General features: G+C 67.7%; 26 protein-coding genes. 15 read left to right on the top strand and 11 right to left on the bottom strand.

Annotated features, from left to right (window positions below; translation table 11 throughout):
• The first annotated feature begins 164 nt into the window (after positions 1–164).
• Entirely contained in the window at positions 165–1,184 is a 1,020-nt protein-coding gene (locus CXQ96_RS14230; protein ID WP_104118682.1) for a DUF808 domain-containing protein, read from the top strand.
• 126 nt (positions 1,185–1,310) lie between these two features.
• Here the strand turns inward: CXQ96_RS14230 and CXQ96_RS14235 are convergent, their stop codons facing one another.
• From CXQ96_RS14235 to CXQ96_RS14245, 3 genes are read right to left on the bottom strand one after another with little or no spacing between them, the layout of a single operon-like run.
• Positions 1,311–2,282 (bottom strand): heme A synthase, encoded by a 972-nt coding sequence (locus CXQ96_RS14235; RefSeq protein WP_104118683.1) that lies wholly within the window; start codon positions 2,280–2,282, stop codon positions 1,311–1,313.
• A 2-nt stretch (positions 2,283–2,284) separates the two neighbouring features.
• Positions 2,285–3,091: an ABC transporter permease gene (locus tag CXQ96_RS14240; RefSeq protein WP_104118684.1), complete on the bottom strand. Its 807-nt coding sequence runs from the start codon at positions 3,089–3,091 to the stop codon at positions 2,285–2,287.
• Positions 3,088–4,038, bottom strand: coding sequence for an ABC transporter ATP-binding protein (locus CXQ96_RS14245; RefSeq protein ID WP_258059136.1), 951 nt, complete (start codon positions 4,036–4,038; stop codon positions 3,088–3,090). Before CXQ96_RS14245 ends, CXQ96_RS14240 begins: the two co-directional genes overlap by 4 nt.
• Positions 4,039–4,273: 235 nt before the next feature.
• Between CXQ96_RS14245 and CXQ96_RS14250 the strand changes: the two genes are divergently transcribed.
• The 6 genes from CXQ96_RS14250 to CXQ96_RS14275 all read left to right on the top strand — a co-directional run bounded on the left by CXQ96_RS14250 (position 4,274) and on the right by CXQ96_RS14275 (position 9,486).
• Complete coding sequence (locus tag CXQ96_RS14250) at positions 4,274–5,095, top strand: metalloregulator ArsR/SmtB family transcription factor (protein WP_104118751.1); 822 nt, start codon at positions 4,274–4,276, stop codon at positions 5,093–5,095.
• Positions 5,095–6,567: a Fe-S cluster assembly protein SufB gene (gene sufB, locus CXQ96_RS14255; protein ID WP_104118685.1), complete on the top strand. Its 1,473-nt coding sequence runs from the start codon at positions 5,095–5,097 to the stop codon at positions 6,565–6,567. Before CXQ96_RS14250 ends, sufB begins: the two co-directional genes overlap by 1 nt.
• A 2-nt stretch (positions 6,568–6,569) precedes the next feature.
• Positions 6,570–7,910, top strand: coding sequence for a Fe-S cluster assembly protein SufD (sufD, locus tag CXQ96_RS14260; protein ID WP_104118686.1), 1,341 nt, complete (start codon positions 6,570–6,572; stop codon positions 7,908–7,910).
• Entirely contained in the window at positions 7,910–8,269 is a 360-nt protein-coding gene (locus CXQ96_RS14265) for a non-heme iron oxygenase ferredoxin subunit (RefSeq protein ID WP_104118687.1), read from the top strand. The genes sufD and CXQ96_RS14265 overlap by 1 nt, the downstream gene beginning before the upstream one ends.
• A 63-nt stretch (positions 8,270–8,332) precedes the next feature.
• Entirely contained in the window at positions 8,333–9,100 is a 768-nt protein-coding gene (gene sufC / locus CXQ96_RS14270) for a Fe-S cluster assembly ATPase SufC (protein ID WP_104118688.1), read from the top strand.
• A 56-nt stretch (positions 9,101–9,156) separates the two neighbouring features.
• The gene (locus CXQ96_RS14275) at positions 9,157–9,486 is read left to right on the top strand and encodes a metal-sulfur cluster assembly factor (RefSeq protein ID WP_104118689.1); all 330 of its coding nucleotides are present in this window, start codon (positions 9,157–9,159) and stop codon (positions 9,484–9,486) included.
• 76 nt (positions 9,487–9,562) lie between these two features.
• Here CXQ96_RS14275 and CXQ96_RS14280 read toward each other — a convergent pair whose 3' ends face one another.
• From CXQ96_RS14280 to CXQ96_RS14290, 3 genes are read right to left on the bottom strand one after another with little or no spacing between them, the layout of a single operon-like run.
• Complete coding sequence (locus tag CXQ96_RS14280) at positions 9,563–10,270, bottom strand: energy-coupling factor transporter transmembrane protein EcfT (protein WP_104118690.1); 708 nt, start codon at positions 10,268–10,270, stop codon at positions 9,563–9,565.
• Entirely contained in the window at positions 10,267–10,965 is a 699-nt protein-coding gene (locus CXQ96_RS14285) for an energy-coupling factor ABC transporter ATP-binding protein (RefSeq protein ID WP_104118691.1), read from the bottom strand. Before CXQ96_RS14285 ends, CXQ96_RS14280 begins: the two co-directional genes overlap by 4 nt.
• Entirely contained in the window at positions 10,962–11,600 is a 639-nt protein-coding gene (locus tag CXQ96_RS14290) for a biotin transporter BioY (RefSeq protein WP_104118692.1), read from the bottom strand. The genes CXQ96_RS14285 and CXQ96_RS14290 overlap by 4 nt, the downstream gene beginning before the upstream one ends.
• Positions 11,601–11,767: 167 nt before the next feature.
• Between CXQ96_RS14290 and CXQ96_RS14295 the strand changes: the two genes are divergently transcribed.
• On the top strand, positions 11,768–13,366 hold the full coding sequence (locus tag CXQ96_RS14295) for an ABC-F family ATP-binding cassette domain-containing protein (protein WP_104118693.1): 1,599 nt from the start codon (positions 11,768–11,770) through the stop codon (positions 13,364–13,366).
• A 98-nt stretch (positions 13,367–13,464) separates the two neighbouring features.
• A complete protein-coding gene (locus tag CXQ96_RS14300; RefSeq protein ID WP_104118694.1) occupies positions 13,465–13,869 on the top strand; it encodes an MmcQ/YjbR family DNA-binding protein in 405 nt (134 codons plus the stop codon).
• Between the two features lie 13 nt (positions 13,870–13,882).
• On the opposite strand, the gene CXQ96_RS14305 is transcribed toward CXQ96_RS14300, so the two are convergent.
• The 4 genes from CXQ96_RS14305 to CXQ96_RS18485 form a co-directional block, all read right to left on the bottom strand.
• Positions 13,883–14,710 (bottom strand): SURF1 family protein, encoded by an 828-nt coding sequence (locus CXQ96_RS14305; protein ID WP_104118695.1) that lies wholly within the window; start codon positions 14,708–14,710, stop codon positions 13,883–13,885.
• Positions 14,711–15,010, bottom strand: a complete 300-nt coding sequence (locus tag CXQ96_RS14310) for a hypothetical protein (RefSeq protein ID WP_258059137.1) — start codon at positions 15,008–15,010, stop codon at positions 14,711–14,713. It abuts the gene before it with no gap.
• A complete protein-coding gene (locus tag CXQ96_RS14315) occupies positions 15,003–15,428 on the bottom strand; it encodes a DUF3099 domain-containing protein (protein WP_104118696.1) in 426 nt (141 codons plus the stop codon). The genes CXQ96_RS14310 and CXQ96_RS14315 overlap by 8 nt, the downstream gene beginning before the upstream one ends.
• Before the next feature lie 68 nt (positions 15,429–15,496).
• Positions 15,497–15,640 (bottom strand): hypothetical protein, encoded by a 144-nt coding sequence (locus tag CXQ96_RS18485; protein WP_181036483.1) that lies wholly within the window; start codon positions 15,638–15,640, stop codon positions 15,497–15,499.
• Between the two features lie 39 nt (positions 15,641–15,679).
• Between CXQ96_RS18485 and fabG the strand changes: the two genes are divergently transcribed.
• Together fabG and CXQ96_RS14325 are read left to right on the top strand one after the other, a co-directional pair.
• Positions 15,680–16,417 (top strand): 3-oxoacyl-ACP reductase FabG, encoded by a 738-nt coding sequence (fabG, locus tag CXQ96_RS14320; protein ID WP_104118697.1) that lies wholly within the window; start codon positions 15,680–15,682, stop codon positions 16,415–16,417.
• Positions 16,418–16,479: 62 nt separating this feature from the next.
• Positions 16,480–17,229, top strand: coding sequence for an SDR family oxidoreductase (locus CXQ96_RS14325; RefSeq protein ID WP_104118698.1), 750 nt, complete (start codon positions 16,480–16,482; stop codon positions 17,227–17,229).
• A gap of 170 nt (positions 17,230–17,399) precedes the next feature.
• Here CXQ96_RS14325 and serB read toward each other — a convergent pair whose 3' ends face one another.
• The gene (serB, locus tag CXQ96_RS14330) at positions 17,400–18,281 is read right to left on the bottom strand and encodes a phosphoserine phosphatase SerB (protein WP_104118699.1); all 882 of its coding nucleotides are present in this window, start codon (positions 18,279–18,281) and stop codon (positions 17,400–17,402) included.
• On the opposite strand from serB, the gene CXQ96_RS18490 reads away from it, so the two are divergent.
• From CXQ96_RS18490 to CXQ96_RS14345, 4 genes are all read left to right on the top strand, one after another.
• The gene (locus CXQ96_RS18490; RefSeq protein ID WP_181036484.1) at positions 18,280–18,456 is read left to right on the top strand and encodes a hypothetical protein; all 177 of its coding nucleotides are present in this window, start codon (positions 18,280–18,282) and stop codon (positions 18,454–18,456) included. The genes serB and CXQ96_RS18490 overlap by 2 nt on opposite strands.
• A gap of 88 nt (positions 18,457–18,544) precedes the next feature.
• Positions 18,545–19,330: an ABC transporter ATP-binding protein gene (locus CXQ96_RS14335; protein WP_104118700.1), complete on the top strand. Its 786-nt coding sequence runs from the start codon at positions 18,545–18,547 to the stop codon at positions 19,328–19,330.
• 43 nt (positions 19,331–19,373) lie between these two features.
• On the top strand, positions 19,374–20,225 hold the full coding sequence (locus tag CXQ96_RS14340; protein ID WP_104118701.1) for an RNA methyltransferase: 852 nt from the start codon (positions 19,374–19,376) through the stop codon (positions 20,223–20,225).
• 78 nt (positions 20,226–20,303) lie between these two features.
• Positions 20,304–20,561 (top strand): type B 50S ribosomal protein L31, encoded by a 258-nt coding sequence (locus tag CXQ96_RS14345; protein ID WP_104118702.1) that lies wholly within the window; start codon positions 20,304–20,306, stop codon positions 20,559–20,561.
• The last annotated feature ends 122 nt before the right edge of the window (positions 20,562–20,683 follow it).

Genomic DNA, 20,683 nt, shown 5'->3' on the forward strand with positions numbered 1-20,683 from the left:
CGGACCTAGGGCAGCAGCTGCCCGGGGACTCGCGGTGTACCCGTGATCGGTTGAGGCTGCCCATCGGCAGGCGTCCTCCGACCGTATAATTCGAGCATGCCGATCACGCGCCCCCATGGCCTTCCCTGTCAGCCGTTCGCACACGAGCCGTGCGGAGGCCGGCTGTGAGCGGCGGTCTCGTCGCCCTGCTCGACGACGTCGCTGCCCTGGCGCGCATAGCGGCCGCCTCGGTCGACGACGTCGCTGCCGGGGCGGCGAAAGCAGGGGCGAAGGCCGCCGGCGTGGTGATCGACGACGCCGCCGTCACTCCGCAGTACGTGTCAGGCGCCGATCCGTCCCGCGAGTTGCCGATGATCAAGCGGATCTTCTGGGGCTCGCTGCGGAACAAGCTCGTGATCATCCTGCCGGCTCTGCTGCTCATCAGTGCTTTCATCCCCGGTGTCATTCCCTTCATCCTCATGCTGGGCGGGACCTACCTCTGCTACGAGGGCGCAGAGAAGGTGTGGCACAAGCTCCGCGGCCACTCCGCGCACGAGGAGAAGGCTCCGGCCGTGGAACGCGGCCCGGAGGCAGAGGCCAAGGTCACCAAGGGTGCGATCACGACGGACTTCATCCTGTCCTGCGAGATCATGGTGATCTCGATGAACGAGGTCGCGGCGGAGTCCCTGTGGGCCCGCGCGCTCATCCTCGTCGTCGTAGCTCTCGCCATCACCGTGCTCGTGTACGGCGCAGTCGCGCTCATCGTGAAGATGGACGACATCGGCCTGCACCTGACGACCAAGGATTCTGCAGGCTCCCAGCGGTTTGGAGCGCTCCTCGTCAAGGGGATGCCGTCCGTGCTCGCGGCGATCACCCTGGTGGGAACGATCGCCATGCTATGGGTCGGTGGCCACATCATGCTCCAGGGGGCCTATGACCTCGGCTGGCACCTGCCCTACGACGTCGTCCACAGCCTCGAAGCTCCCGTCGCCGGCATCGCCGTCGTCGGCGGTGCCCTGGCCTGGCTGGTGAACACCCTGTGCTCTGCGATCCTCGGCGCCGCCTGGGGCCTCGTGGTGATGGCCGTCGTGCACCCGCTGCTGAAGATGCTGCCGTTCGGGAAGAAGGACGGCCACGAAGAGGGCGACGTGCGCGCCGCAGTGGCCGGCCATCGCTTGACGAAACATGGAAGCGATTCCGCCTAGGACAGGGCGAGCTCCCTTCCGGGGGTCGGAACTCCGGCCCCCGGTGCTCGGAAGGACAACTCCCGAGGCCTGGCGTGCTGAACGGTACTCCGGCGTGGCTGGCCGGGTCCTAGGAGAGGCCGAGTCCTAGGAGACGGTCTGCGGCAGCCTGGTGTCCGCAGCGCTGCCCGGCAAGGGTTTGCGCGTCGTGCCGGAGTACAGGGCATGGACCGCCGCGGCCATGAGCAGGGACGCGCCGAGCATGTGAAGGGCCACCAGCGCGATGGGCAGGTGGAGGAAGTGTTGCGTATAGCCGATGGCACCCTGTACCAGGACGACGGCCGCGAGCATCACGACCGGCTTCCGCAGCGTGCTGTGCGCCTCGGAACGGTAGGCGACCACCACAGCGAGGACCACCGTGGCGACCAGGAGATACACCGGGAGGGCGTGCACGCGGGTCACGAGGTCGGAGTCCAGGCCGTTGCGGGCGGCTCCGTGGTCACCGGCATGCGGCCCGGACCCGGTCACGACGACGCCCAGCAGCACAGCGAGCGACGTCAGCACGGCTGATGTGACGAGCAGCTGCCGCATCAGGGGTGAGCCCACGGGTCCCGTGTCGGCCCGGTACTGCTCGGTGGTGAGCCGCGCGCGGTTCACGAGGACGGTAGCCAGGGAGACGAGGACCATCGAGACGACGAAGTGGAGACCGACGACCCACGGGTTCAGTCCCGTCCAGACCGTGATCCCGCCGATGACGGCCTGGGCGGGGATACCGAGGAAAAGCCCGATGGAGAGCCGGAACAGGTCCTTGCGCTCGCGCCTCATGCCAATCACCGAGACGATCATGGCGACGGCGATGAGGACCAGCACGAAGGTCAGGAGCCGGTTCCCGAATTCGATCACGCCGTGGAACCCCATCTCCGGGGTGGTCACGAGGGAGTCGGGCGTGCAGCGCGGCCACTCGGGGCAGCCGAGACCGGAAGCGGTGAGGCGTACCGCCCCTCCGGTGACCACGATCGCGATCTGCGAGACGAGCGAGGCCAGTGCCAGTCTGCGCACCAACGGCGTCGTCGTTCGGGGAAGGTTGTTCCTGAGGCGGGAGAGCGCGGGAAGGGTCATGGTCAGCTCCATTTGAACCAGCGGATGGCCGCCAGGCTAGCGAGAGCGGCCCAGGCGAGAAGCACGAGGCACGCTATGGGGTCGAGGAAGCCGTCCGCCAAGGCGTGCCGCAGCCCGTCACCCAGAGCGGCGGAGGGAAGCACGGCGACGAAGGGCTCGGCCGCCGCCGGCAGGGCGGCTGCGGGGATGATCACGCCACCCGCAGCAGCCAGCAGGATCCAGACGAGGTTGGTGACGGCGAGGGTCGCCTCGGGACGGAGGGTGCCCGCCACGAGGAGCCCGAGGGCGGTGAACGCGGCGGAACCGATCAGCAGGAGCAGGGCGGCCGGCAGGATGCCCTCCGGCCGCGGCGACCACCCCATGAGGGCCGCGGTGCCACCGATCACTACGAGCTGGACGGCCAGCACGACCGCGACCGCGACCGCCTTGCCCAGGATGAGGCCCGAGCGGCCCAGTGGTGTCGTCGACAGGAAGCGCAGCACACCGTACCGGCGGTCGAAGCCCGTCGCGATGCCCTGGCCGGTGAAAGCGGTGGACATGGTGCAGAGCGCGAGGACGCCCGGCGCGGCAACGTCTATGCGGCTCGATCCGTATGCGTCGAGCAGGGGAGTGAGGACGAGCCCGGTGAGCGCGAGCAGCGGCAGGACGATCGCCAGGACGAGCTGCTCGCCGTTGCGGAGCATCGCCAGCGCCTCGTAGGCGCCGTGTCGCAGGACGCGCGTCGGCAGCGGAGCGGCGCTTCCGCCGATGATTCCCTGCGCTTCGCCGGGCGCAGCGGGGCGTGACGGCACTCCTGCCCTCGTACTCATCGGATGCTCCGTCCGGAGATGTCGAGGAAGACGTCCTCCAGAGACCGCGGCGCCATCGCGATGGCCGTCGGCATGACACCGAGGGAGGCCCACCACGTAGCCAGCTGCGCGACGTCGTCGGCTGTCAGCGCTCCGCGGAGTACGTACTGGCCGGGCTCCGGCTCACGCTGGTGCAGGTGGGGGAGAAGGTCCGCAGGGAGCATGAGTCCCGGTACCGTGTCGAAACGGAGCTCGCGCATTCCGTCGGTGTCCGTGTCGGCCGTCAGTTCGGCGACAGTGCCCTCCGCCACGGTGCGGCCGCTCTCGATGATGTAGACGTAGTCGGCGAGCTTCTGTGCATCGTCGAGCAGATGGGTGGTGAGGATGACGGCGAGGCCGTCGGCGCGCAGTTCGTTGATGAGGTCGAACACGATCGTGCGGGACTGGGGGTCGAGCCCTGCGCTCGGCTCATCCAGGAACACGACCTCCGGCCTTCCCACGAGCGCACACGCGAGGGCCAGGCGCTGCTTCTGCCCGCCCGACAGCCGACGGATGGAGACCGCGCCGAACTCGTCGAGCCCGAGGCGCTCGGCCAGCGCGTCGACGGGCAAGGGGGAGCTGTACATGGACGCGACGTGGCGCAGCAGGGCGAGCGGCCGTACGGAGGGTGGGAGTCCGCCGTCCTGCAGCATCACGCCCACGCGCGCACGCAGGTGCGGGCTCGCCCGGTGGGGATCCTCACCGAGCAGCCTGATCGTGCCGCCGTCGGCGCGCTGAAGACCCTGGGCGCACTCCAGCGTCGTCGTCTTCCCGGCCCCGTTCGCTCCCAGCAGCACCGTCACGGCGCCGTGTGCGGCGCTGAGGCTCACGCCATCGAGCACGCGTACCATCCTGCCGTCGAGGGAACCGACGGGACCGAAGTCCTTGATCAGGCCGTCGATGACGAGGGCGGAGGGAGTTGTCGGCACGGCACTATTCTACGTCAGGTAGTAGGAGGGCGGCGGGGCCGAATGGAAGCCTCACCTAAGTGGTGGGGCGGAATACATTAGGTCATGATTATGTTGTGTATTTTGTCGCCTACGGGAGGAATGGATCGTGACCGCATCAGCCCGCGCTGCCGTGTCGGTGGCAGTTTCCCCTCCCACCGCGTCGGCTCGCACGACCTCGAACCCTGGTGGCACGCCGTCCGAGCGGACAGCCCAGATCGTCTCGCCGGATCCGGACGAGCGGACTCGTGACCGAGTTTTGTCGGCCGTGCTGGAGAGGGGTCCGGTCAGCGCCGCCGAACTCGGCGATTGCCTGGGGTTCACCCCCGCCGCCATGCGCCGTCACCTCGATGCACTGTCCTCCGACGGCCTGATCGAGGTCAAGCGCGTGCGGAGCTCGGCCAGCGGAGCCGGTCGGCCGGCCCGTCGCTACGTGCTCAGCCAACGCGGCCAGACCAAGATGGGCAACGACTACCTCGACATCGCGACTGCCGCCCTGGCGCAGCTCGGGCAAGCGGCCGGACCCGAGGCCATCGAGGAGTTCGCACGGACACGCTTCGCCGGCATGGAGGAGCGCTACCGGCCTATTGTCGAAGCTGCTGGTCCCGACCTCGTGGCGCGTGCCCACGCGCTGGCCGGCGCGCTGACGACCGATGGTTTCGTCGGATCGACCAAGACGGTGGGCCTTCCGCAGGGCGGCGGCAGCCGGACAGTAGGAGTCTCCCGACCCGTGATGCTGAGCGTCCAGTTGTGCCAGGGGCACTGCCCTATCCAGGGACTCGCCTCCGCGTTCCCGGCATTCTGCGAGCAGGAGACCGGCGTCTTCGCCCGCCTGCTCGACGTCGACGTGCGCCGCCTCTCGACCCTGGCCAGCGGCGGTCATGTCTGCACAACCCACATACCCCTGGGACGGACGACGACGGCTCCGGCTCCTGCCGGCCCGGAAGCATCCATGCCGGCCGTCGATCAGGCGGCAGCGGATGCGGCTTCCCCCAGCAACCCCGCAACGTTATCCATCCATCAGCAAGGAAGGCCGTGATGACGGATCAAGTAGACCGCAAGCCAGCTGCATCGGCAGTGCCGGAGTCGGTGATCAATGACATCCTCGAGAAGAACCCCGAGCTCGAGGGCATCGGCACCTACCAGTACGGGTGGGCCGACAAGAACGAGGCTAGCGACAACGCACGACGAGGGCTCAGCGAGGAGGTCGTCCGCGACATCTCGGCCAAGAAGAACGAGCCCGAGTGGATGCTCGACCTCCGCCTCAAGGGTCTCAAGTACTTCGACCGCAAGCCGATGCCCGCCTGGGGCGCCGACCTCTCCGGCATCGACTTCGACAACATCAAGTACTTCGTGCGTTCCACGGAGAAGCAGGCGAACACGTGGGAGGACCTCCCCGAGGACATCCGCAATACCTACGAGAAGCTGGGCATCCCCGAAGCCGAGCGTGCCCGCCTCGTCTCCGGCGTCGCTGCCCAGTACGAGTCCGAGGTGGTCTACCACCAGCTCCGTGAGGACCTCGAGCGCCAGGGAGTCATCTTCCTCGACACCGATACCGCGCTGCGCGAGCACCCGGAGATCTTCAAGGAATACTTCGGCACGATCATTCCCGTGGGCGACAACAAGTTCGCGTCGCTGAACACGGCAGTGTGGTCCGGCGGCTCCTTCGTGTACGTCCCCAAGGGCGTCCACGTCGAGATCCCCCTGCAGGCCTACTTCCGGATCAACACCGAGAACATGGGCCAGTTCGAGCGCACGCTGATCATCGCGGACGAGGACTCCTACGTGCACTACATCGAGGGCTGCACCGCTCCGATCTACACATCGGACTCCCTGCACTCGGCCGTCGTCGAGATCGTGGTGAAGAAGGGCGCACGCGTCCGGTACACCACCATCCAGAACTGGTCGAACAACGTGTACAACCTCGTGACCAAGCGGGCCATCGCGCACGAGGGCGCCACCATGGAGTGGATCGACGGGAACATCGGCTCGAAGGTCACCATGAAGTACCCGGCCGTGTACCTGGTGGGGGAGCACGCGAAGGGCGAGACGCTCTCCATCGCCTTCGCCGGCGAGGGACAGCACCAGGACACCGGATCGAAGATGGTGCACATCGCGCCGAACACGAAGTCCTCGATCATCTCGAAGTCCGTGGCACGCGGTGGCGGGCGGGCCGCCTATCGCGGGCTCGTCCAGGTCCGTGAGGGCGCCAAGCATTCCGCGAACACCGTGCGCTGCGACGCGCTCCTGGTGGACACGATCTCCCGCTCGGACACGTATCCCTACGTGGACATCCGCGAGGACGACGTCACGATGGGGCATGAGGCGACGGTGTCACGCGTCAGCGAGGAGCAGCTGTTCTACCTGATGTCCCGCGGGCTTCCCGAGGACGAGGCCATGGCCATGATCGTGCGTGGGTTCATCGAGCCGATCGCACGGGAACTGCCGATGGAATACGCGCTCGAGCTGAACCGGCTGATCGAACTGCAGATGGAAGGGGCCGTAGGCTAGCAATGGCTGAGACCACCCACACGGAATTTTCACCCAACACCGCCCCTGAGGGCGAGGTCACCGATCTCGGCGACCTCGACGAGAAGGCCCGCCTGGGGGCACCGTCGGGCGCCGCGGCGTCGGCCTCGATCGACGGCTTCACCGAAGAGGGCGAGCGGCTCTCGGCCCAGAACACGGGCAGCGAGCAGTTCGGGCTCAAGAAGCACAGCCACGGCAACGCCACCGTCATCCCAGAGGCATCGCGCGGGGAACGCCGCAGGTCCTTCGACCTCGCGGACTACCCGACGCTGACGGGCCTCGAGGAGGACTGGCGCTTCACGCCGCTCAAGCGCCTGCGCGGGCTGCACACCGATGCCCTCACGGGAGCGTCCCCGGCCGTCGCGGTGACGGGTGCCGGGAAAGTCACGGTCGAGACGGTCGGCCGGGACGACGCCCGCCTGGGCACCGCCGCGACGCCGGAGGACCGCGTGTCCGCAGCGGCATGGAACGCGTTCACCGAAGCCACCGTGATCACCATCCCGAAGGAGACGGCTGCGGACGGCGAGGTCATGGTGAGCGTCACCGGCTCGGCGATGGAGGCAGCAGCCCAGCAGATCCTGATCAACGCCGAGGCCTTCTCGAAAGCCGTCGTGGTCCTGGATCACTCCGGCTCCGCCACGCTTGCACAGAACGTCGAGATCATCGTGGGCGACGGCGCGGAGCTGACCGTCGTCAGCGTCCAGGAATGGAACGACGACGCCGTGCACGTCTCCTCCCAGCAGGCCAAGGTAGGTCGGGACGCCCGCTACAAGCACGTGGTCGTAAGCCTCGGCGGCGATCTCGTGCGTCTCACGCCGTCGTCGATCTTCACCGCCACCGGTGCCGAGGTCGAGATGTACGGACTGTACTTCGCGGATGCGGGCCAGCACCTCGAGCAGCGACTGCTCGTGGATCACGCCGTCCCGAACTGCAAGTCGCGTGTGACCTACAAGGGTGCACTGCAGGGCCAGGACGCGCACACCGTCTGGGTGGGCGACGTCCTGATCCGCAAGGCCGCCGAGGGGACGGATACCTACGAGACGAACCGCAACCTGATCCTCACGGACGGTGCGCGCTCGGATTCGGTACCGAACCTGGAGATCGAGACGGGCCTCATCGAGGGTGCGGGCCATGCCAGCGCCACGGGCCGGTTCGACGACGAGCACCTCTTCTACCTCATGGCGCGTGGTATCCCCGAGAAGGCTGCACGCCGGCTCGTGGTCCGCGGATTCCTCAACGAGGTCATCCAGCAGATCAAGGTGCCGGCCCTCGAGGAGCGGCTCTCCGAGTCGGTCGAACGCGAACTCGCGGCGGGCAACCTCTGATGGCGGATGCACCCCGCGGGGAGCTGATCTGCAGCGTCGACGACATCCAGGTCAAGCAGGCGCTGCGCGTGCTGATCGACGACTACCCCGTCGCTGTCGTGCGTGATTCGGACGGCGAGATCCACGCGCTGGGAGACACGTGCTCGCACGCGGACATCTCGCTGTCCGAGGGCGATGTCGAGGGATGCGCAATCGAATGTTGGGGCCACGGCTCGCAGTTCGACCTCCGTAGCGGGGCTCCCCTGCAGCTCCCTGCCTACGAACCGGTTCCCGTCTTCGCACTCGAGATCCACGACGGCAACGTCTACGTCGACGTCACGACGGTCACCAATGGAGCACCCGCGCCGCAGCTCGGCTAGCTGCCGCCGACCCACGTACTTCCTGCACACTTCCTGCACAGCAGGCGAAGGAGAAAGAACACGATGTCCACACTTGAAATCAAGGACCTGCACGTCAGCATCGACACCGAGCAGGGCAACATCCCCATCCTCAAGGGCGTCACGCTGACGATCAACACCGGCGAGACCCACGCGATCATGGGTCCGAACGGTTCCGGAAAATCGACGCTCGCGTCGACCATCGCCGGCCACCCCCGCTACAAGGTCGACAGCGGGTCCATCACGCTCGACGGGGAGGACGTCCTCTCGATGAGCGTCGACGAGCGCGCCCGCGCCGGGCTCTTCCTCGCGATGCAGTACCCGGTCGAGGTCCCCGGCGTCACGATGACGAACTTCCTGCGCACGGCCAAGACCGCACTCGACGGCGAAGCTCCGAGCCTGCGGCACTGGACCAAGGACGTCAAGACGGCCATGGCGCAGCTCCGTATCGATGCGGACTTCGCCCAGCGCAACGTCAACGAGGGCTTCTCCGGCGGCGAGAAGAAGCGTGTCGAGATCCTCCAGCTCGAGCTCTTCCGCCCCAAGTTCGCGATCCTCGACGAGACCGACTCCGGCCTCGACGTCGACGCCCTCAAGGTCGTCTCCGAAGGAGTCAACCGCGAGCACTCGAAGGGCGAGATGGGCACTCTGCTCATCACCCACTACACGCGGATCCTGCGCTATATCAAGCCCGATTTCGTGCACGTGTTCGTCGCGGGGCGCATCGCCGAGGAGGGCGGCCCGGAACTCGCTGACCGCCTCGAGGAAGAGGGCTACGATCGTTTCACGGCCCAGTCCGCGGTCGAGGCCTAGGACCACCAGGATTACCGGCACGTCCGCGTGCCGAATCGCCCGAAAGGAAAAGTGCGATGAGTGATGTGCAGCAGGCGCAGACCGCGCTGGATGACGTCGAGGAAGCGCTGAGGGACGTGATCGACCCGGAGCTCGGTGTGAACATCGTGGACCTCGGCCTCCTCTACGGACTGAAGTACGCCGACGACGGCGCCCTCCTGATCGACATGACCCTCACCACGGCCGCGTGCCCCCTGACCGACGTGCTCGAGGAGCAGGTCGGCCAGGCGTTGGACGGCGTCGTCGACGAGTGGCGGCTCAACTGGGTGTGGATGCCGCCGTGGGGTCCCGAGCGGATCACCGAGGACGGCCGCGACCAGATGAGGGCTCTCGGCTTCAATATCTGATCGGCAGGACAGTCGTTCCGACCACAGGGCGGTTCCAGCGGTTGCTGGGGCCGCCCTGTGGTCGTTTCTGCTCGGGTCAGCTCGTGCCCGTGTCCTCGTGGTCGAGTGACGGGTCATCGCCGATGTCACCCGCTGATTTGGCGTCGCTCTTCTCACCACGGTCGTCGTGATCACCGAGGCCCCGTGCGGCCAGGGCTTCCCCCGTCCGATGGGCATAGGCGACCGCACCGACGACGAGGGGAGTGACGGCGACACGCGGATTGCGTTCGAGGCCGCGCGCCTTCGCCGCCTCCCGGACGTCGACGAACAGGCCGGCGAGGTAGGGGATGCTCCGCAGCATGATGGACAGTGCGAGCGCGAAGCGTTCGGGGTCCGCGCCCACGGCGCGGAGGGGCGTCACGAGCCGCACGATGCCGTCGAGCAGCGCCTGCGTCGGCGTCGTCAGTGTCACCGCTCGCGCCACGAGCAGGCACGCGGCGACGCCTCCCACCACGACGAATGCCCGCAGCCACCCCTGCGTCATGCCCTGATAGAGCCCGAGAATGCCGAGCACCGGTGCGGCAGGCAGCAGCATCCGCAGGATCCTCAGGGGGGAGAGGCGTGCGCCGGTCAGGAGCGCTCCGAGGGCCATCACCAGCACGGCCGAGGTGGTGGGTGGGGAGCGCCAGGCGACGACGGCCACGGCGCACCCGACGGATACCGCCGCCTTGACGCACAGCGGAGTCCGGTAGAGGAACCCACGGCCCTCCTCGTACAGCCCCAGCGTGCTGCCGAAACCCCTCATGCGCCGGCGGCCGGGGTTCCAGCGAGGGTGCGATAGTGCGCCACGGCGGCGGCGGGAGCGCCGTCGAACACCACCCTGCCGTCGTCGACCACGAGCGTCCGCTGGGCCTCGAGCGCGAAGTCAAGGTTGTGGGTGGTGTAGACGACCTGCTGGTCGAGCCCGGCGAGGAGGGTCCGCACCAGGACATCGTTGCGCAGGTCCAGAAGGGTCGTCGGTTCGTCGGCGACGAGGATACGCGGATCCACGGCGAGGACGACGGCAAGCGCGAGGACCTGGCGTTCGCCGCCCGAGAGATCGTAGATGCTGCGGTCGGCAAGGTGCTCCACGCCGAAACGCCGCAGGACCTCCTCACCACGCCGGCGGCGGTCCGTCGCGGACAGCCTGCGGGTCCGGAGGGACAGTTCGACGTCCTCCCGGCCGGTCGGCATGACGAGCTGGGAGAGGGGGTCCGTGAAGACGAACCCGACGGCGCGTCGCACAGCCCGGCCCCCAGCACGCGTGTCGTGGCCGAAGACCGCCACCGATCCTCGGCTGGGAAGAAGGAGGCCGTTGATGAGGCGCAACAGCGTGGACTTGCCGGACCCGTTGGCTCCGATCACGCTGACGCGTTGCTCGGCCAGCGTCAGCGAGGTCGGATGCAGGAGCGTCCGGGTGCCGTCGTCCGTGCTGACCTGCGCTCCCCTGAGCTCGATCACTGTGCGCCGCGCGCCCTCGCGCCGAGGAGTCGGGGGAACGCCCGATGGACCGACACGGCAACCGCTGCGGCGAGAAGGTCCTTCACGACGTCGCCGGGCAGGTACGCGGCGTCGACGATGATCGCGTCGCGCAGCGGGAGGCCCGCGTTCACCATGAGTCCTGCAATGCCCAGCGGATGAATGGTCAGCAGGCTGGCCGCGAGGCAGGCCAGGAACAGGAGGCCGACGCGGAACCTGCGCGTCCTGCGGAGGACGACGACGGCCAGCAGACCGGCCACGAGGGCCGCGAGGGGGAACGCCACGAGGTATCCGGCCGACGGTCCGGCCAGGACGCCGAAACCTCCGTTGAAGCCGCTGAACACCGGCAGGCCGATCAGCCCGGCGGCGAGGTAGAGCAGGACGGCGGCCGCTCCGCGGGTGGGGCCGAGGACCACCCCGGCGAGCAGGACGCCGAGCGTCTGCAGTGTGATCGGCACACCGAGCGGACCCACCGGTATACCGGGTAGGATTGCAAGGGCGGCGATGAGGGCGGCGAAGACCGCGACCAGGGAGAGATCGGTGGTATCCCACCGCTTGCGCGCCGGGGACCGGCCGGTGTCGGTCGATCCGGCAACGGTTTGCTCCGCTGGCTGCATGGCACACGCTCCTTCAGCAGGCCGGAGTCGCACCGACTGCTCCGGTGCTTTGTCGACTTCCTCCAGCCGCAACTGCTTCTGTACCGAGACTAGCGCCGGTCATCAGGGGATCCCTTGTGGGATTCCTACAACAAACGCCGTCTCCGGCACCATTGAAAGGCCTCACCGTGATTAGCGTATCGAACCTGGAGCTGCGGGCCGGAGCCCGCCTGCTCATGGATGAGGTGTCCTTCCGCGTCGACAAGGGCGACAAGATCGGTCTCGTCGGGCGCAACGGCGCCGGGAAGACGACCCTCACGAAGGTGCTCGCCGGGGAATCGCTGCCCGCCGGAGGTACCGTGACCCGCTCGGGCGAGATCGGGTACCTGCCACAGGATCCCCGCACCCCGAACATGGAGCAGCTCGCTCGCGATCGGATCCTCTCCGCGCGCAACCTCGACGCCGTCGTCGGCGAACTGCGCCAGGCCCACGAGGACATGGCGAGCGAGAAGACGTCGGTGCGCAACAAGGCGATGGCTCGCTACGACCGCATCGAATCCGCATTCCTCGCCGGCGGTGGCTATGCAGCCGAAGCCGAGGCGGCTTCCATCTCGTCCAACCTCGCCTTGCCCGAGCGCATCCTGAACCAGCCCCTGAAGACGCTGTCCGGCGGTCAGCGTCGGCGCGTCGAGCTCGCCCGGATCCTGTTCTCCGGCGCGGAGACCATGCTCCTCGACGAACCGACCAACCACCTCGACGCCGATTCAATCACCTGGCTGAGGGATTTCCTGAAGAACCACCAGGGCGGGTTGATCGTCATCAGTCACGACGTCGAGCTGCTCGAGGCCACCGTCAACAAAGTGTTCCAGCTGGACGCCAATCGGGCGACGATCGACATCTACAACATGGGTTGGAAGCGCTACCAGCTGCAGCGCGAGACCGATGAGCGCGCCCGCAAGCGCGAACGCGCGAATGCCGAGAAGAAGGCGCAGGTCCTCATGGACCAGGCCAACAAGATGCGGGCCAAGGCGTCGAAGGCCGTCGCCGCCCAGAACATGGCCAAGCGCGCCGAGCGGCTGCTGGGCGGACTCGACGCCGTGCGCGCCTCGGACCGGGTGGCAGCGCTCCGCTTCCCGGAGCCGTCCCCGTGTGGCAAGACCCCCATGACCGCGGAGGGGCTCAGCAAGTCCTACGGGTCGCTGGAGATCTTCACTGATGTCGACCTCGCGATCGACCGCGGCTCGAAGGTGGTCATCCTGGGACTCAACGGTGCGGGGAAGACCACCCTGTTGCGGATGCTCGCAGGTGTGGACAAGCCCGATACGGGGAAGGTCATCGCGGGCCACGGACTGAAGGTGGGGTACTACGCGCAGGAGCACGAGACGCTCGACACGCAGCGTACCGTGCTCGAGAACATGAAGTCCTCGGCCCCGGACATGCAGGACGCGGAGGTCCGCGGGATCCTCGGGTCGTTCCTTTTCTCCGGGGACGACGTCGACAAGCCTGCCGGCGTACTGTCCGGCGGCGAGAAGACCCGACTGGCCCTCGCGACCATCGTCGCGTCGTCGGCGAACGTCCTCCTGCTCGACGAACCGACGAACAACCTGGACCCGGCAAGCCGCGCCGAGATCCTCGGTGCGCTCAAGAACTACAGCGGGGCGGTCGTCATGGTCAGCCATGACGAGGGCGCCGTCGACGCCCTCGATCCCGAACGGGTCGTGATGCTGCCGGACGGCGTGGAGGACCTGTGGAACCAGGACTACCTGGAACTCGTCACGCTGGCGTAGACGATGCGACGCCCCGACGGGAGCAAGCAGCCCTACGGTCGCACTGCACATGAGCGACGCGCGGGGCACAGCGGTCCTGCTCCGGGCACGCTAGGGTGATGCCCGTAAACTTGGATCGGCTGCGAACCTCGTGCCTGTCCTTCACGGGCGCCGTCGAGGATTATCCGTTCGGTCCGGAAATCGCCGTCTTCCGGGTGCGGGCGCCGCAACGGGCGGCGATTCCGAATCGCGGGAAGATCTTCGCGCTGGTCCGTCTCGACGTCCATCCGCCCGCGATCTCCCTCAAGTGCGACCCTGCACTCGCCGTGCAGCTGCGGGCGGCCAATCCCGAGATCACCGGCGCCTGGCACCTGAACAAGAAGCACTGGAACTCGGTACGGCTGGACGGAGCGCTGTCACCCGGGACCGTGCTGGACATGATCGAGGATTCCTACGACCTCGTCGTCGCCTCGCTCACTGCTGAGCAGCGGGCTTCGCTCGGCTGGTCGGCGGGTGCTCCGTGAGAGTCTGCAGCTACTAGCGGATTCCCTGCGAATCGAGGATGGCGTCCTCTTCATCCTCCGAGGAAGGGCGGCGCCGCGGTCGAACGGGCTGCCGTAGATCGCTGCCGTCCTGCTCGGAGTCGCTCCTGCGTTGCTGGCGCGCGGCATAGCCCAGCCCCACGAACGCCAGGACCCCGAAGGCGAACCACTGCATCGAGTACGAGAGATGCGGGCCCTCGTCGATCGACGGTTTCGGTGCAGCAACAGGCGTCTGCGCCGCTGCCGGCCGTTCCAGCGCCAGAAGGCCGTACGCGGCGTCCTGCACGGGATAGTCCAGGGTGGCGGCCAGGGCCTGCAGGTCGATCGATGCCACCTGTCCCTCCGGAGCGCCGCGGTTGACGGCGGGTTCCCCGGGCTTCATCCTGGCGGTGACCTCGACCCGCCCGGCCGGCGGTGCCGGAATCTCGTCCGGACGGCCGGCCTCTACGTTTCCGATGGGAAGCCAGCCACGATCGATGATCACGGCGGTGCCGTCCTCGAGCTTCAGGGGAGTGAGCACCTCGTAGCCGGGTTGGCCATTGAGCGGCCGGTTGCGCACAATCACCTGGTTCTCGACGTCGTAGGTCCCCTCGAAGGTGATCGGCGTCCATTCGCGGGAAGCGTCATAGCTGTCGAAACCGTTCTCGCCGGGCGCGTACCGTTCCGGTGCGGCGTCGTAGTTCGCCTCGATGCGCTGGATGTCCTCCACGACCGCCTCACGACGATCCAGCTGCCAGCGTCCGAGACCCACGCATCCGGCGGCGATCACCATGACCATGGCCAGCCAGCCGAACCAGCGGGCGGAGAAGAGGAAGCGGTACACCTAGCGGGTCTCCATCGGTCGGTCGGACGCCAGCGGAAGGGTCTCCTTCCAGAGGCCACGGGCGCGAAGGTACTCCTCGAACCACTCGACGTGGTCGGGACACGAGGCCCAGGCCTTCCTCCGCTCCGGGGTGTGGATACGCGGGTTGTTCCACATTAACTGCCACTCGGCGTCGCTGCGACAGCCCTTGCGCGAGCACACGGGTACGGCGTCGTGCGCCCGCTGCGGCCCGGCGAACAGTCCCAGACCCGCGGGTGGAAACGCCCCCGCCGGCTCCGGGTTCTGTGCTCCGTCAGCCATGTGTGGACGGCCTGTCGTGACCGGCGGCGTGCGAGCCGTGCTGAACCGGCCCGGTGTCGTCGTCGATGATCTCGCCGCTGAGCACGTCGTCGCCGTCCCCGGGATCCGCATCGACGACCTTCGCCTCGATCTCGCGGACGGGCGCCCGGTCGATCAGCGCGTCGCTGTGTCGGATGTTGCTGGTGTCGCTGCCACCATTGGCGACGATCACGGCGAAGTACGGCAGGAACACCGCCCCGGCGATCATCACCCACTGCAGCCATACGTAGGGAACGACGAAGACCAGGACGAAGCAGACGAGACGGATGCTCATCGACACCGTGTACCGGATCATTCGTGTACGCATTTCCTCGCTGTGTGATTCACGAGCGTCGGAGATGCTGTGGACGTCTGTGTTGTGCTTCGTTTGTCTACTCATCACACTCCATAAAGACTCCCTCTATTGTCTCACTCAGGGTCCCGTTCCCGAAGTTGAGGGATGCGCCGCTAGGATCGTCGGGATAGTTTGACGAAAGAGTCGCCGAGCCGGTTCGACGGCGCCGAAGCCCTCGCCGGATCGCCTCCGTCGTCGGGATCGAACCGGACACCGGACCGGACGTCGAACTGGACATCGATCGGTATCTCGAACAACGCGGGCCCCTTCGAGCCCGCAGACAGAGGAGTTTCCCCTTGGCACCTGATGCAGACAGCACGACCACCGCGACTGGACGCAGTGTCCTCGTCACCGGTGGCAACCGAGGGATTGGCCTTGCCATCGCACAGGCATTCGTAGCGAACGGCGACAAGGTTGCCATCACTCATCGAAGTGGCGAGGTTCCGGAGGGGATGCTCGGCGTCAAGGCGGACGTGACGAGTCAGGAGCAGGTCGACGCGGCCTTCACCGAGGTCGAGGCCCAGCACGGACCGGTCGAGGTGCTCGTCGCGAATGCCGGCATCACACGGGACACGCTGCTGCTCCGGATGACGGAGAGCGACTTCACCGACGTCATCGACACGAACCTCACGGGCGCCTTCCGGGCGGTGAAGCGCGCATCACGCGGCATGATCCGGATGCGTCGGGGGCGCGTGATCCTCATCTCGAGCGTCACCGGCCTCTACGGGGCACCAGGGCAGATCAACTACTCCGCATCGAAGGCGGGGCTCGTCGGCGTCGCGCGGTCCCTGACCCGCGAACTAGGGTCCCGCGGCATCACGGCGAACGTCGTCGCTCCAGGATTCATCGACACCGACATGACGGCCGAGCTGCCCGAGGAGACGCGCAAGAGCTATCTCGCCACCATCCCCGCGGGACGCTTCGCTTCGCCGGCCGAGGTAGCCGGCGTCGTAGCCTGGCTCGCAAGTGATTCAGCGGCCTACATCTCCGGCGCCGTCATCCCGGTCGACGGCGGCCTCGGCATGGGTCACTGACGCTCCTGCCGAGCCACCGCACCGATCCACTCCCTATCCCAGACTTCACCAGAAGGAGCACCATGGCCACTCTCGAGGGCACCACAGCTATCGTCACCGGTTCGTCGCGCGGCATCGGAGCCGACGTCGCGCAGCAGCTCGCTGCGCAGGGCGCCGCCGTCGTCGTCAACTACCGGCAGAAGGCCCCGCGCGCCAACAAGGTCGTCGCGGGCATCGAGGCAGCGGGCGGCAAGGCCGTCGCCGTGGGAGCGGACCTCACGACGCCGGAGGGACCGGCCGCGCTGGTCGATGCTGCCGTTACCTCCTTCGGCGGCCTCAACCTGCTGGTCCTCAACGCGTCCGGCGGCATGGAGACGGGAATGGGGGAGGACTACGCGCTGAAACTCAATCGCGATGCCCAGGTCGCCATGCTCACGGCTGCTGTCGAGGTCATGCCCGCCGGCTCGCGCGTCGTCTTCATCACGAGCCATCAGGCCCACTTCATCGAGAAGGTGGAGACGATGGACGCCTACGAGCCCGTGGCGCGCAGCAAGCGCGCCGGTGAGGACGCCCTGCGCGCCCTGATCCCGCAACTCGACGAGAAGGGCATCTCCCTCGTCGTCGTGTCCGGCGACATGATCGAAGGAACGGTCACCGCGACCCTGCTCGACCGGGCGACTCCGGGCGCGATCGAGGCACGCCGCCAGGAGGCCGGACGGCTGTATTCCGTCGCCGAGTTCGCCACCGAGATCGTCAGGATGGTCACCGCCGACGTCCCCACGGGTCACACCGAGTATGTGGGTGGCGCCGAGGACTTCCTCGCCAAGAGCTGAGCCGCGCGCCGCGGCGCGCCCCTGCCACCCCGGCCGGCACGGTCCATGCGCCGGAGGGGTTTGCAGGGGCGTGGGTCCGGCCGTGCACTCTCCCCCCGGGGACCGCGCTCTTGCCGTTCGCAAGGCGGACTCCAAAAACCCTTGGGCCGGGAGCCTGCAGCCGTGCGGGCCTAGAGTCCGGCGAAGTGCCGCACGAGGTCGAGGTCCGGAAGATCCACTGCGGCATCGGCTGCTGCACGTACGGCGGGCTTCGCATTGAAGGCGACGCCGAGACCTGCCGCCCCGAGCATGTCGAGGTCGTTCGCTCCGTCGCCCACGGCGAGTGTCGCGGCGAGGGGCACGCCCGCCCGCTCCGCCTCGGCCCGCAGCATCCGCTCCTTCTCACGGCGGTCGACGACGGCGCCCACCACTCGACCGGTCAGCACCCCATCGACGATCTCCAGGTCATTGGCCTTTGCGAACGACAGCCGCAGGCGCGTGGCGAGTGGCTCGAGGACCTGCGTGAACCCTCCTGACACCACCCCGACACGGTGACCCGCGTCGAGGAAGGCGGCCACGAGCTCTTCCGCGCCATCGCTCAGCTCAATCCTTCCGACCACCGCGTCGATGACGGACGCGGGCAACCCCTCCAATGCTCGTACGCGGTGGTGCAGGGACTGGGCGAAGTCGAGCTCCCCGCGCATCGCCGCCTCCGTCACCGCCGCCACCTCCGACTCGCGCCCGGCGTGTGCCGCGAGCAGTTCGATAACCTCCTGCTTGATCAGCGTGGAGTCGACGTCCATGATCAGCAGCCGCGGACCCGCGCTGTAGAGAGCCTCCGGGACGAGGGCGGCACCGATGCCTGTCCTCGCGGTCCAGTCGGTGAGGCCGGCACGCGTCCTCGCGGGATCGGTGAGCTCGACATCGAGCGTCAGGACGTCGTAGGTGCCCGCGCCGGTGAGCACCTCGGTTCTGACATCGGCCCCGAGGCGTCGAAGCATCGCTGACAGATCGTCGCGGTGTCCGTCGTCGAGGCGGCGCGCGTACGCAACCACCCTGGCGTTGTCGGGCATGTGTTCCGCTCCTGTCCGGGCGCTGTCGGCGCCCCTGATCGTGCTCGAGTTCCTGCTCGCGTGGTTCGTTCTTCGTGTCATCCGTACCCGTACCCTGGTGCCGATCGCAGGACCCGATCGCCTTTCCCCGATGCGCCGGGACAAGCGCGTGAAGGAGCCACGCCGAAGCGAGTAGCGGAACCGGAGTGTGACCAGCGAGCCCGACCGGGCCGGGGGCCGTTGGTTTAGCCACGAAGCCGGTCCTTAGCCTAGTGTCTAGAACCATGAGTGGCGTTCTGGAACTGGCGGGAGTGAGCCTCGTCAGGGGTGGCAAGACACTGCTCGACGACATCGACTGGCAGGTCAGCGAGGGCGAGCGCTGGGTGGTCATGGGTCCCAACGGAGCGGGCAAGACCACGCTTCTGCAACTTGCGGGCGCACGCCTGCATCCCACCCGCGGCGTGGTCGGCATCCTCGACGAGGTCATGGGCGCCGTCGACGTGTTCGAACTCCGCCCCCGCATCGGCCTCGCCTCCGCGGCCCTTGCCTCCCAGGTGCCGGACCACGAGACCGTCCTGAACGTCGTCGTCACCGCGTCCTACGGCGTCACGGGGCGTTGGCGCGAACAGTACGAGCGGCTCGACGAACGCCGCGCTTTCCGGCTCCTCGACGCGTGGGGTATGTCGCGCTTCATGAACCGACCCTTCGGCTCGCTCAGCGAGGGTGAGCGCAAGCGCGTCCAGATCGCGCGGGCGCTCATGGCCGATCCGGAGCTGCTGCTCCTCGACGAGCCGGCGGCCGGCCTCGACCTTGCCGGCCGCGAGGACCTCGTGAAGCGGCTGACCGAACTCGCACGGGACGAGGACGCCCCTGCCATGGTGCTCGTCACGCACCATCTCGAGGAGGTCCCCCCGGGCTTCACGCACGCGCTGCTCCTGCGTGACGGGAAGGTGGTATCGGCCGGTCCGATCCGTGGCGTGCTGACCGAGGAGAACCTCAGCACCGCCTTCGACGTCGCGCTCAGGGTCACCGAGGAGGACGGCCGGTACAGCGCAGTCGCCAGGGCGTGAACACAGGCGCCGGCAGTGGTCCTTTCCCAGCGGACGGCACCCGATGACCGTCGTCGAACTCGATTCCGTCGACGATCCGCGGCTCGCCGACTACCGGAACCTCACGGACGTCCAGCTCCGCCTCGCGAAGGAGCCTGCAGAAGGGCTCTACATCGCTGAGAGCTCGAAGGTCCTGCGCCGGGCGGTCGATGCCGGCCACGCTCCGCGTTCGTTCCTGCTCGCACCCAAGTGGTTGCCGGACCTCGGCGACGTCCTCGCCCGCTTCCCCTCCGTTCCGGCTTTCGTAGCACCCGAACCGACCCTCGAGGCGATCACCGGGTTCCACCTCCACCGGGGTGCCCTGGCCGCGATGCAGCGCCCCGAGCCGCTACCGCTGGCCGAGGTCCTGGCGTCCGCCCGCCGCGTGGCGGTGATCGAGGACATGGTGGACCACACGAACCTCGGCGCGGTCTTCCGGTCGGCGGCTGCTCTCGGGATCGACGCCGTCCTGGTGAGTCCCCGCAGCGCCGACCCGCTGTATCGGCGGGCGGTGCGTGTGAGCATGGGCAGCGTCTTCCAGGTGCCATGGGTGCGGCTGGTGTCGTGGCCGGACGACCTGGCGGCTGTGCGGCGGGCGGGCTTCACGCTGGCTGCACTCGCTCTCACACCCGGGGCCGTGCCCCTCGGCGATTTTCCGGCGCAGCAGCATGAACGCCTGGCCCTCCTGCTGGGAACCGAGGGTGACGGCCTCAGCGAAGGTGCCCTCGCCGCAGCCGATGTCGCACTCACCATCCCCATGCATGGCGGGGTCGATTCGCTGAATGTCGCCGCGGCGGCCGCCGTCGCCTTCTGGGAGTGCCGGTACGACGGCGACGCGGCACCCTCCGCTTTAGCCTCACAGCCCCTCCTGCGCTAGTATTGACAGCTGGCGCTGTCGCCAACCTTTCAATTTCCCGTGCCTGGCAAAATCCAGGCAACCAGAGAAGGTAGTCCCGTGAAGTCTGATATCCACCCCAAGTACCAGTCGGTCGTATTCCGCGACCTGGCCTCCGACAAGGCGTTCCTGACCAAGTCGACGGTCGGTTCGTCCAAGACCATCGAGTGGGAAGACGGCAACACCTACCCCCTCATCGAGGTCGAGATCTCCTCGGAGTCGCACCCGTTCTACACCGGCAAGCAGCGCATCATGGACTCCGCCGGCCGCGTCGAGCGCTTCAACGCCCGCTTTAAGGGCTTCGGCGCGAAGAAGTAGTCAGCTCTGCAGGAGCATCCGGAAATGAGGGCCTGCCTGCCTCATGTCCTCGAGGGAAAGCCACGTCATCACGGCGTGGCTTTCTCCGCTTAAGACGACCAGCCACGGCCAGTCACAACCAG

This window comes from Arthrobacter sp. B1805, assembly GCF_002929745.1.
Classification (GTDB): domain Bacteria; phylum Actinomycetota; class Actinomycetes; order Actinomycetales; family Micrococcaceae; genus Arthrobacter_D.